At 54.1% G+C, this 12,018-nt stretch carries 7 protein-coding genes; 1 reads left to right on the forward strand and 6 read right to left on the reverse strand.

All coding sequences use genetic code 11. From position 1 onward, the window contains the following. Positions 1 to 380 precede the first annotated feature (380 nt). The 5 genes from JQC75_RS12410 to JQC75_RS12430 form a co-directional block, all read right to left on the reverse strand. Positions 381 to 2,552, reverse strand: a complete 2,172-nt coding sequence (locus tag JQC75_RS12410) for a VIT and vWA domain-containing protein (RefSeq protein WP_203324392.1) — start codon at positions 2,550 to 2,552, stop codon at positions 381 to 383. A 65-nt stretch (positions 2,553 to 2,617) separates the two neighbouring features. Further along, on the reverse strand, positions 2,618 to 3,031 hold the full coding sequence (locus JQC75_RS12415; RefSeq protein ID WP_203324393.1) for a MerR family transcriptional regulator: 414 nt from the start codon (positions 3,029 to 3,031) through the stop codon (positions 2,618 to 2,620). 646 nt (positions 3,032 to 3,677) lie between these two features. Next, a complete protein-coding gene (gene iadA, locus JQC75_RS12420) occupies positions 3,678 to 4,850 on the reverse strand; it encodes a beta-aspartyl-peptidase (protein WP_203324394.1) in 1,173 nt (390 codons plus the stop codon). Then, the gene (yfcC, locus tag JQC75_RS12425) at positions 4,850 to 6,289 is read right to left on the reverse strand and encodes a putative basic amino acid antiporter YfcC (protein WP_203324395.1); all 1,440 of its coding nucleotides are present in this window, start codon (positions 6,287 to 6,289) and stop codon (positions 4,850 to 4,852) included. Before yfcC ends, iadA begins: the two co-directional genes overlap by 1 nt. A 50-nt stretch (positions 6,290 to 6,339) precedes the next feature. After that, positions 6,340 to 8,877, reverse strand: a complete 2,538-nt coding sequence (locus JQC75_RS12430; protein WP_380796542.1) for a TonB-dependent receptor — start codon at positions 8,875 to 8,877, stop codon at positions 6,340 to 6,342. A 422-nt stretch (positions 8,878 to 9,299) separates the two neighbouring features. Here JQC75_RS12430 and JQC75_RS12435 point away from each other — a divergent pair, with 422 nt between their 5' ends. After that, entirely contained in the window at positions 9,300 to 11,021 is a 1,722-nt protein-coding gene (locus tag JQC75_RS12435) for a cyanophycinase (protein WP_203324397.1), read from the forward strand. 16 nt (positions 11,022 to 11,037) lie between these two features. On the opposite strand, the gene JQC75_RS12440 is transcribed toward JQC75_RS12435, so the two are convergent. Further along, complete coding sequence (locus tag JQC75_RS12440; protein WP_203324398.1) at positions 11,038 to 11,763, reverse strand: type 2 periplasmic-binding domain-containing protein; 726 nt, start codon at positions 11,761 to 11,763, stop codon at positions 11,038 to 11,040. Positions 11,764 to 12,018: the final 255 nt, after the last annotated feature.

The raw sequence follows: 12,018 nt of genomic DNA on the forward strand, positions 1-12,018 counted from the left end.
ATCCCGAGCGTTCAAAACAAGGAAAACATCATGGCAAAGTCACAATCATCAGCACCATCTCAAGGTTCTTCACAGGGCGGCGCACGCGGCCCATCCAGTCATCCTGGGCCAGGCGGAAACTGGCCCAGCACTACTGGTGGTAAGTCTGGCGGTGGTCGCGGCAACGCTCCATCACGGCCACGATAGTTTAAGGACGTCGGCCAAATAACGGATCACTGAACCCGCTTCATCGGTCCCCTTCAGCGCCTCTTTAACAAGCGGTGCAAGGTCTCGCTCAGCTGGCTTGATGACAGATAGCATATGCCTTTCCCTAATGTGAGTGAGCAAAGTGAACCCCTTCACAGTGGTTCACTTCATTGGCATTGTTGCAACAGACTGCATTACCCGCTGACAGTAGCGACTTTCCAGGGCGAAGCCTTTCGCAGCAGTTCGAGCACATTCTCAGACAAGTGCACCTGCATTTGCTGTTCTCGTACCCAGCGGCGCAATACTCTCGCCGCTCTGGGTTCAGAGACTTGCTCAAGTATCAACATCAGCAGTGCCATCGTCCATTGCTCTTCATCCAGGCCGTCATCCAACAACGCCAACAAGTCTTCGTTGATGCTAATTGCCAAAAATTCAAAGCTTTCCAGACTCAAGTCAAAATCATCATCCGCAATCGCTTCATTTAATCTATTAACAACATCGTCCACCGCAGCCAAGTTAATCAATGCCATCTCTGGCAAGATCGATAGGCAATCCATATCTTCGAAAAAAGAAAGTCTCAAAGGCATTGGCTCAACGATTGAATCATCCATTTGTGAATAACAGATCTGCGAATCATATCTGCCTACAACCTCAAAAGCAGGGAGACCCACAGAACAGACCACCGAACCAAAGCCATGTTCACCTGCTGGTAGCATCTGCTTCACATTGCGTAGTTCAGGCAGCCCCTGGGCTTTCACTTCACGCTCGGCCACCAGCACACAACTGGTGTAACGGCAAAGAAGGTGATATTGCAATGCCAACGATAGCGGCTCCTCTTGCTGCTCAAGTCGAACCTTGGCCGCAATACGAGCTAAGGTCCCATCCATCATTCCTTGATATGCTCGCACCGGCAGCATTATTTGCCGCTGTTCGTCACCCGCCTTAAAGCTCACGTTAAGTGCATGGACAGCGCTTTCTTCGGCAGAAATTGATAGCGACAGTCCAGCTTCGGCCTGAGCATAAAGCGCGACACTATCCCCTGCATAATAACGGCATGCTTCTGTTTGAACCTCTGCTCGCTTCGGCCACGCCACTGTCAGATTTTCCAAAGGTACACCACGGCAACGGCTAAAGTGCGCCACAATCGCATCGGCCATGGATTCATTGGGCGAGACAAATGTCGCCGCACCGCCGGTTCCCCGGGAAAGTCGCTCGAGCAGGGGTTGATTAACCGCAGAGCCCACACCAACGGTAAACACCCTCACATCAGCCGCCGCAGAATCCGCTACTATGCCTTCTGCATCCCACACCTCACCATCAGTGATAAGCAGGATATCTGTAGGCAGCTCGGGATGGCGACCGGTGCTTCTGGCCAGCGCCAATGCTGATTTGGTCTCGGTACCGCCCATGTTCGCATCCAAATGGTGCAAACACTGTGCTAAATCAGATAAGGACGCCTCATTAACTGCCATTGGCGTTTCAAACAAACTTTCAGATCTGCTGCCATAGCGAACCAGGTTGAAGTAATCCCCAGGCTGCAACAGCGTTGCGATGGCCTGTATGGCTTTACGGGCCTGGTAAATGGAATCTCCCATCATAGAGCCGGAGCAATCCACCACAAACTGATAGCAGCCAGCAGGCTTGCGCCCGGCCACCTCAGGTGCCAACAGCAGGGCTGAATACTGCTCACCGAATTGACTGTGCTCCAGCAGCACCTCGCCAAGATAATCCAGTGGAGCCTCGAGTGTAATGATGATGTCCCGGTCGGGTCTGATATTGTCGCCGGCCACCAGCAAAGCACCATCTTCGATAATACGACTAGTAAATCGATGGCTCGGGGACTGCACCAAAGCCTTAGCCAGTTCACCGTACACGTGCAACGAAAATCCCAGAATTAACCCCGTGTCCAGCCCATGCTCAATTGGCTGGTGGGGTGCCAGTCCAGCCTGGGATGTCTCCCCATAGCGCTGAGCTATGGTGGTCGGGAAATAAAATTTAAGCTTGCGGGCGTTCCAGCGTAGCACCTCAGCATAGCTGATGGTCACAGTGATCCTGTCATTAGGTTGCAGATTGCCAACGCTCATGCTGAACAGACCTGGCTGCACTTCGGTCAGCAGCACAGCACTGTCACCATCGGTCACGGCCTCCTCATAGCGCGTTTCGCCTGCCGCTTTTGGCATGACTTCAGCGTGATATTGCTGCTCTCCAAGCTGCATCGACAAGCTGAGCAAGGTGGCATCCAGCGGCAGAGCAAAGGTGTATACCGCCTCGATGTCAGTGGGTTCATGGTTAATGAACTCGTGGTTGATACTCACCTCTGCCACGACGCCATTAAGACGGGCATCCACCCGACTGTCCACCAGCACTATGTCACCGGAAAAGCCCAAACGCATGTCATCTTCATCCAAATAATCGCGTTGATAGTTAGTCATTACTTATCCCCTTCCTTGTTGAGCACCGTGTCAAAGGTGGACATCATGGCTGCTGCCAGCGTCCGCAACTTATCGCTGTCAAGTCCAGCCGCAATGGGGTCGATCACCAAGCTCAGCCCTGGGGCCAACTGTAAGTGACTGCATACTCTCAGCTCACCTGGCTTGGGATTGAGTAGCGGCAACATTGGCTCAGCTTCCTGTTTCAGCAACTCGCCAATACGCTCCAGCGACAACCCGGCAGCTTGCCACATTTGCAGTTTGATCAACTGCTCCAGATGATGATTGTCATACCAAGCACCGCGACCAGCGCCATGGGGAGCTGTCAGTAACCCTTTTTGCAGATAAAAGCGGATGGTTCGAACCGGGATCCCGGTTACCCCAGCCAACTCATTAATGCCGTATTGTTGTTCCATAGTGTCAGTCCCCACCACATCGATACAGCAATACTACACACCACAAATGTACAGATCAACTGTTTAGAATAATTTTTATCCAAAGTTTTTTGAGTGGGGAAAATCTGATCTGAATAGTGACTAGTGAATTAGGCATTTTTCAACCGCTCGCAGTTTCGGTCTCTTCCCAAGCCTAGAGGTGGTCATTGTGATCATGCAAAAACTTGAAAACATCATGTTTTGCACGCATCATTAAAAAATGATACTTAGACCATAATTAACATTATTTACAGCAGTAATTTCACCAACAAAACCAACTTTAATAGAAAAAGCAAGACGCCTGTTTTACTGACAAATCGGGAACTTAACCAACAACACTGAAAGTTTTGCAAGTTTTTGATATAAAAATATAAATAAACACCATTTTTTACAGTATCCAAAATGGTATTCCACACAAAAACTGAATCACATATAAAAATTAAATAACAATGAATTATGACTCAAATTCAAGTCCCGCCGCCCCCCAAACCTAAAATAAAAAGACGTCTTCAGACGTCTTTTTATTGCCTAATATTCTGCCCATAAAGACCGCGAACCGAGGGGTTAACGCAAATATGAGGGAGCGGCCAGCGCTCCCTCCGTCTGTGCACAATCCGCACCCCGTCACTCAAGCGATCTCAAAGGTTCCCCGAACCAGTGGCTGACCGTTTGCGACCATGGTTTTCCCCCGGCACCAGACAAAATCTGGTTTCAGCTGGTCATTCAGCAGCACGAGATCAGCGTCTTTCCCCTCCGAAATAGCCCCTTTGGTTGCAAGTCCCAGGATCCGCGCAGCATTGGTGGAGGTCATGGCGATGGCATCGTCCATGGCAATGCCCTCACCAATCAGGCCACGAAACACCTGTGCCAGGCTGCCGACCCGACCCACTTCGAGCCCGGTTAAACGCCCATCGGCATCGAATACCGGCAAACTGGCATTACCGTCGGAGCTTAAAGTGATGTGTGATACTGGCACGCCAGCCGCCAGAGCATGCTTTACCGCATCTATCGCACTGATTTCGTCACTGTTTAAGGTGGCGCTGTTTTCAGAGGCTGTGAAATCAATCACGCCACCGGCCAGGGCAAACGCTACGCCCTGCTCGAGCAATGCCTGTGAGCGGTTGATGTGGGTGGGATAGAATTGCGACAGCGGAATATCGGTGGTGCTGGCAACGTCTGACAGGATATCCAGCCCGCCTTTGCCATCCCCCACATGCACAAATACCACGCCCCCCTTACCGCTTAACATGCCGCCCACCCTCGCCTGACTGGCGACCCGAGCAAGCTCTGGGGCAGAAAGCTGCGAGCCACGGTGATCGGCAATGGCGATTTCACCTACACCAATCACCTTGTCGATAAGCATCATATCCCGGGTGATATCCCCTGTGAGCGTCTTGACCGGATACTCATAGGAGCCTGTGTAGATATAGGTCGTTAGGCCTTCATTGCTCAGAGCTTGTGCCTTGGCAAGCAAGTCCTCCAAACAGCGACTGACGGCATCCGTCCCCAGGGCGCCCACCACAGTTGTAACACCGGCAAGGGTGGCCTCCGTCAGTTGCATTTCAGGGGTGCGGGTATGAAAACCGCCTTCACCGCCGCCACCACTGATGTGCACCAGGGGGTCAACCAAGCCTGGGATGAGTGCCCGGCCATTGGCATCAAGCTCATCGCAAGGCAAGGAGCTTACACTCAGGCTGCCGGGTGAAGCGATGGCGATAATGCCACCGTTACTGAACAGCACATCCCGAATGCCAACCGGCGCAGGCGTGAAAAGGTTGGCGTTTCTAATCAAAGTCAACATCAGCTATATCCTGTATAGACGGCAATTCCCACGGCAGCACTCGCCAGGGTCATCAGCAAGAGCTGCAATCGCCAAATCAATTTAAGCCATTGACCAAAGGAGATTTTGACTACACCCAGACAGCCCATAAGGGACGCGGAAGTTGGAATAATCAAGTTGGTCAGTCCATCGCCAAGCTGAAAGCACAGCACGGCCAGCTGCCTGCTGAGCCCGGCAAGCTCTGCCAGCGGCGACATCAATGGCATGGTCAGAGCTGCCTGGCCGGAGCCAGACGACACAAACACGTTAAATGCCGATTGAAATACCAGCATCATTTGCGCCGAGAGCCAGTCAGGCAAATCACCTATGCTGCCACCGGCACCGTACAACAGGGTGTTGAGCACCGACGGCGCCGACGGGTTATCGCCGCCAAGCAATATCACCAGCCCTTTGGCGAAACCCACTATCAGCGCGGCGGGAAGCAGCTCGGCAGCCCCCCGCTGGAAGGCTCCGGACACCTGATTCAGGGTCATCTGCCCACTGAGCCACAACACCATTCCAATCGCCATTGCCATGGCAAAGAACTGGCTGGCAATCTGGGCAATATAGTAGCCCCCCGCCACCACACCCCAAATCACCCACACCAGGGTTAGCAGCAAAATCAACAGAATGCCGGCATTCACCTTGCCAAGCCGCTCAGGGGTAGACTGCCGGGCCATCATGGGTAAACCCGGCGGCGCCTCATCGGACAGCTGTGCCCCTTGGCGGCGGGTTCGCCTGGCAAAGCGCAGCGTGTACACCAGGGCGCAGAGGGTAAATACCCCCCAGCACAGGGCCCGAAGCCACGCCCCCGACATCAAAGGCAGCCCGGCAATGCCCTGGGCAATGGCCACACTGAAAGGGTTCATCCAGGAGGTGGCAAAACCAACCTGGGTGGCGACGTAGGTTACCAGCACCACCACGGCAGGATGGTAACCCAGCGCATTGAAAAGTGGCATCAGCAACAGGCAAAAGGCGATGGCTTCCTCGCTCATGCCATACACGGCGCCGCTTAAAGAAAACACCACAAACAGCACAGGCAACAACAGGGCTTCCCGCTCTTTTAGGTGTTCTATCAGCAGTGTCAGCGCCTGATGCACGGCGCCACTTGCCAGCAGCACCCCAAAGGCACCGCCGACAATCAGAATAAAGGCCACCACCCCAACCGCAGAGCTGTCACGCCCTCCAGAGGTGAGCCCGTCAAATGCCGAATTGAGCAGCCCTGGCGCCCCATTTGCGCTGAAAAGCGCACTGCCAAGGTTCTGCCCTCTATGAAAACTGAAGTTTTCAAGCCGGATCCCCTGCTCTGCCACTCCCATAAACTGGCCTGCGGGCACGATAAAGGTCAGGCCCCATGCCAGCAGCATCATCAACATCAAAATGATGAAGGCATCCGGCATTTCCCGTTTGGATAAAGACATATGTCCTCCCACGATGAAAAAAGGCCGGGCAAGCCCGGCCAGGGAGAGCATCAGAAGCGCAGGCTGTAACGCAGGTTCCAACGCTGGCCGAGCCAGTCATGGGCTGAGCTGGCGTAACCATTGGTGGGCGACGAAGCGTAGGGTGGCTCCTCATCGGTAAGGTTACGAACCGACAACATCAGTGAGTGATTCTCCATCAGGGTCACACCCACACTGGCGCTGAAGGTAAGCCAGCTGTCCACCGTCTCGTTATCAAACTTGAAGTCACCATCGCCCATGCTGGAGACATAATGGGCACTGAGGCTGGCACTCCAGTCACCCAGACTCCAGTCAGTGCCGGCATCCAGCACCCGCTCGGGTCGGGCGATTTCGTTGGCACCGGACAGGCGGCCAAGCAGGTCCTCTACGTCAGCATCCGGGGTAACCTGGCGCTCAAAGCTAAAGGTCTCTGTACCACTGACGTAGAAGCTGAACTCGCCTGCCGCCGCTGTCTCAAGGCGATAGGTCATCCGATAATCCAGGCCATCTGTGGTCTGGCTGCCAACGTTAAAGTAGCCGGTACGCAGGAAGCTGATATCGCCATTGCCATCTACGACACAACCAAACTCGCCCTTAAGCTCGCTCACCGAACCCACAACAGGTGCACTGCCTTTCACGCACGCATTGAGGGTGGTGGAGGCATCGATATCCACTATGTCTTCGTGATCGTAGCGCCAGTAATCCACGGTGAGCTGCCAATTGTCGGTCAAATTCCACGACAGTCCGGCGTTGATGGCTTCAGAGGATTCTGCATCCAGCCCCTTGTTACCTATGGTTTCCTGATCAAATTCCAGCTCACCATCGATGGCGCCGTTGGTGCCACAAAGGGCATTAAAAGGCTCATCGGCGCCGCAGTTGATGTATTGGCTGCCAAGGGAGGTACCCGCCCCCAGCTGTGAAAGCGAAGGAGCCCGGAAACCCGTACTCCAGGACGCTCTGAGTACCAGGTCCTCTGTTGCCTTATAACGCAGCGATACCTTGGGATTGATGTCGCCACCAAAGTCACTGTAATGGTCGTAGCGCAGGGCGGTTATCAGATCCATATTCTCAAACAGCGGCAGGTTCACCTCACCGTAAACGGCATACTGGGTTCTGTCGGCGGCGGCATCGCTGGCGCCAAGGCCAATCACATCGTCGTTAACCGCTGATGCGGCCGGATTATCCACTATCTCTTCGCTGCGAAGTTCGGCGCCAAATACAGCGCTTACCAGGCCGGCATTCATCTCAAAGAGTTCACCACTGATGTTGGCGTCCAGCGACATCACCTCTGACTCGCCGCGGCGAACGGCACTGTCGCGAAGCGCCGCAATCGCCTCGTCGCTGTTATCCATCCCCAGGTTAAACGGATTAAAGCTGCCGCTGGCAATGGCATCGGCCAACGCATTGCGGTTCATATAGCCCGCTACATGGGTCACTTCGTTGGTGGACTTGCCATAGCTTGCTGCTGACTCCCAACCCCAGTCGCCCCACTCGCCGCGAAGGCCGGCAAGAACACGATAGCTTTCGGTATCGTATTCCTGAATTCTGCGCTCTGGCATGCGGGTACGCACACGAATACTGTCGCTGTCATCGCCATCCGCGGCGTTGATGTCGCGCACATAGTCAGGCACGTAGGCCGCATCACCCGGAACCGTGACAGAGTACCCCGCAGGCGCCTCATAGGCATGGCCGGTGTTTTGCTGATACATGGCCTCGGCAAAGAAGGTCATGTCATTGTCAAGTTGCCACTGGTGATTCAAGGTGGCGCCGATATTCTCAAAATCCGGTTGAATGGCACGCTGGATAACATAGTCATAGTTACAGGCTTCGCCGCCCCAACGGGTGTCGTCACCACACCAGTCTTCGGCGTAATAATTACCGTCAATCACCATCTCGGTGTAGGAGGTGTAAGTTACGTTGATGGGACGATCGCTGTTAAAAATTGCGTTGCGCTTGGCGTAGTCGAGTACCACTGTGGTGTTGGTATTGTCGGTGGCAAAGCCGCCGGCATAGGTCAGCCCGGTGCGGCTGGCGTCGTGGTCGCTGGTATCGTTGCCGTATTGGGCCGTCAGCTCATGCCCAACAAAGTCCTTACGCAGGATAAAGTTAATCACCCCGGCAATGGCGTCTGAGCCGTAAATGGAAGACGCGCCATCGGTCAGCACATCAATGCGCTCAATGGCCGCCATGGGAATGGCGTTGACGTTAACAAAGGAGTCAGAGCCATTGGAGAAGGAGTCCACCGCGACCCGGCGGCCATTGACCAGTACCAGAGTTGAACTTGAGCCCAAGCCACGCAAACTCACCCCGGCAGCACCGGCCGGCGCCCCATCTGCACCACCAACACCACCGGTTTCGGTAAAGGTGCCTGCACTGGCGGCCTGGGGTAAATCCTTCAGGAATTCGGCAATGGTGTCATAGCCACGTTTAATCAACTCATCCTGATCGAACGACTGCAGCGGGTTAGCGCCCTCCATGTCCACCCCTTTCAGGCGTGAACCGGTTACCTGGATTTTTTCGAGTTTGGATTCAGACGCAGTCGCTTTGTCGTCTTCGGCGGCATGGGCCATGGCAATGGACAAAGCGGACAGGGCAAAACCGGAAATGGCGCAGGCAAATACTGAATCTTTCATGAGAAGCTCCCAAAAATATGCGAATAATTTTTCAGGCGCGCGCCTAAGCCACCGGACGTGGTCAATACGTGGCACAAAATGAATGTGCGTTCACGGTGCAGGCGTGCAGCTGAGCAAAAAAATGAGGCGTGGGAGCCTTAGCGATGACGCAGGACAGCCCACCGAACCTGGAGGTTCAGTGGTTTATTCGTCCCACCATTCGGACAGATACCAGGTACGGTAATGGTATCTTTCAAGAGAAGTTGATGCCGGAAACATATCCACCAAATGTGAAATCAATGTTGTTGACCGGTTAACAAGCTAGCCGTTATAGTGGCGGCCAGTCAATACGTGGCATGCAAAATTTTTTGAGCAGAGCCATGACCCCAAAATTCCGCTTGTTTATCGGTGCTGTCGCCCTGTCGGTGTCAATCGCGCCTGTTGCCGTGTCCGCCGCGGCCAAACCCTATTTTTCTGGCCAGGCGCAGGTCTCAGATAAAACGCCAGAACTGTCGCTGATGCTCGCAGGGGGCGCCTTATCAGTGTGCAGCTCCATGAGCCCAAAGCACTGCACTGCAGCAACTCACTTCCCGGACAACGCCAAAACCCACCAGATGTATGAGCTGAGCAAGCACAGTCTGGCACGCTTTCAAACCACCCCGGCCTGGGCGCGACTCGACGTCGAGACTCAAAGGGCATTGCTGGGGTCTCTCGGCTCCTCAGACAGCAAAATTCTCGATGTGGATGGGCTCCATGAACTGCTGGGCCCGCTCACAAATGAACTCAATGACGCCAGCTATTTCGCCCTGCTCGATACCCTGGAGCAGGTACAACTCACCCCGCAAGGAGAGCCAAAGACAGAGCAGGTACAACTGGCACAGGGCAAAAACGCCCAGGGAGCAAACCATTTCAACGCCTTTGTCAGGCGCGCAGCAAGGCTTGCAGGCAACCAGCCACCGAAAATTGGCATAGTCACGGCATCAGCACGGGATCCTTTTGAAGCGGCCAGTTTTTATCAGCAAACCTTCACCCAGGCAGGCGCAATCGCCCAGTGGATCCCGTTAAATGGCGCGCTGCAGCAGGCATGGCAATTTGAAGACAAGGTCGCAGGATGCGCAGCGCTGGCACAACTCGGTGAGGCTCATCACGGCTACCATGACAGGCTGCGGGTTCACCCGCAGCTTTGGGAACAGCACCACCTGCTGTGCCGTCACCCCGAGCAACTGCTCAATACCCTGGCATCGTTGGATGGGCTGTTTCTGTCCGGTGGCGATCAGTCTCTTACACTGGCGGCCTGGCTGGATGCCGATGGCCAACCGAGCGCAGCACTTAAGTTGGTAAAACAACGAGTTGCAAATGGCGAACTGATTATCGGTGGCACCAGTGCCGGTACGGCCGTGATGGCATCGGGCGCCATGATCACCGGCGGCACCAGTCAGGGGGCATTGGACTTTGGCGTGATAACCGCGCCTCCCGTCAGCGAGCGCTGCGAAGAGCGCAGCTGTGAAGCGCCCTTCCCCGCCCAAACCCTCACCTACCGAACCGGTGGCGGCCTGGGATTCTACCCGTTCGGCGTGACAGATACCCATTTCAGTGAGCGCGACAGACAAATCAGACTGGTCTTGCTGCAGGATAAAAGCGATACCGGCCTGGCGGTGGGCGTCGATGAAAATACCGCACTGTGGCTCTCAAAAGATGGCAGCTTCGGTGTCATTGAAGGTGAAGGTGGCGTCTGGTTCAGTGAGCCTGCAGGAGAGATGGTGCCTGAAAACGCGCTGGCATCTGAGAAGGCGTTGACGAGCGTGCAGACCTCAGAAACCACCAAAGCTCAGTCTCACGAAAGAGCCACACATAGCCACATTATCCACTACCTGCCCCACGGCACCCGGCTGAGGTTAAACCGCGATGGCGTCACTGTTGACGATACAGGGGCTGGGCTTCAACAGGTCAATTGCGACGGGTTTACACCCAATTGGCTGGCAAACCGGCCATTGAAGCTTATCTTCAAGCCAGAAAGTCGATGTTATCCCGAAGGCTATTACGAGTACCTGAGGCTTGAACACAGCAGCGGCTTATCTTCAGACAAGGTGAGCCATCACTAGACGGGACCCTCTCCATTCAGTCAGAGGCTGGCACTGTCTCCAACACTTCAGCGGCCTCTGGACACATTGGGTTGACGAACACCCCGACAGGAAATTCCATCAAATGAGTGGAAGAGAACTGCAGGTTTTCCCGCATCTCCTTTGGCAGGGTAAGAACACTTAATGCGTCGCTGTCGCCAAACGCGTAGTCAACCCGCCCTTTACTGAGCATCCTTAATCCGGTTGATATGTCGCCGACAAACTCAATAGTCAGCCCCGCATCCGTAAATTGCTGTAAAAAGCTGCCGTCTACTTTTGAACGAAGCAAGGCAATTTTTCCGCCCCCCAGCTCGGATAGATCCTTCCACACGAAGGGGTCTTCTTGACGACGACGAAATATTCCCAGCGAGACGAGGGAGTCTGATAGAAGGACAAATCGCGACTCTTCTCTGACGATATCTGGTGGGGGATAGAAAGATGCACACCAGTTCCCTGCCAGAATCTCACTCTGTGCCCGTGCAGAGGGCAAAAACAAAGGCTGAAGTTCAAACTCAAGGTGTTTTGAGTGTAAATACTTTTGCAAGGCTCTAAAACTACTGCCTTTATCTGCCTGTGTTTCTGTCGTGAATGGTGGATATTCCAACGCGATAACGGCCAAGGTTTTTGACCCCTCCTGCGCTACCACGTCAGATTGCGCGCCAAACGCCAACACAAGCAGCAATGCAGACGACATAAAAGGTACACAGACTCCAGCAGTATTCACAAGGATCGCTCCTTTGATAGCAGAACTTCTATGAGTCTAATGCTGTCTTGCCCTTATCGCGACTCACTCGTCAAAAAACACCGGCAAACTTGCCCTGCTTGTAAGGCCGGCATGCACTTTTATAGGAAAAGACGTGTCGATGAGCGCGGGAAAAGACGCTGCTTTCAGCTCAGACAATCTGTGAAGGACGCAAACTGTGTATGCCAAAAAGCCCATTCTTAAGCCTCAGTGAGCCACTAACACACATGTTGTGTG

This window comes from Shewanella litorisediminis, assembly GCF_016834455.1.
Classification (GTDB): Bacteria; Pseudomonadota; Gammaproteobacteria; order Enterobacterales; family Shewanellaceae; genus Shewanella; species Shewanella litorisediminis.

What these genes read in the sequence shown, in the direction of transcription:
- yfcC (WP_203324395.1), bottom strand. Translation starts at nt 6,289, where the DNA reads ATGTCTTTATCCAAACGGGAAATGCCGGATGCCTTCATCATTTTGATG.
- iadA (WP_203324394.1), bottom strand. Translation starts at nt 4,850, where the DNA reads ATGTTGACTTTGATTAGAAACGCCAACCTTTTCACGCCTGCGCCGGTT.
- JQC75_RS12435 (WP_203324397.1), top strand. Translation starts at nt 9,300, where the DNA reads ATGACCCCAAAATTCCGCTTGTTTATCGGTGCTGTCGCCCTGTCGGTG.
- JQC75_RS12415 (WP_203324393.1), bottom strand. Translation starts at nt 3,031, where the DNA reads ATGGAACAACAATACGGCATTAATGAGTTGGCTGGGGTAACCGGGATC.
- JQC75_RS12430 (WP_380796542.1), bottom strand. Translation starts at nt 8,877, where the DNA reads ATGGCCCATGCCGCCGAAGACGACAAAGCGACTGCGTCTGAATCCAAA.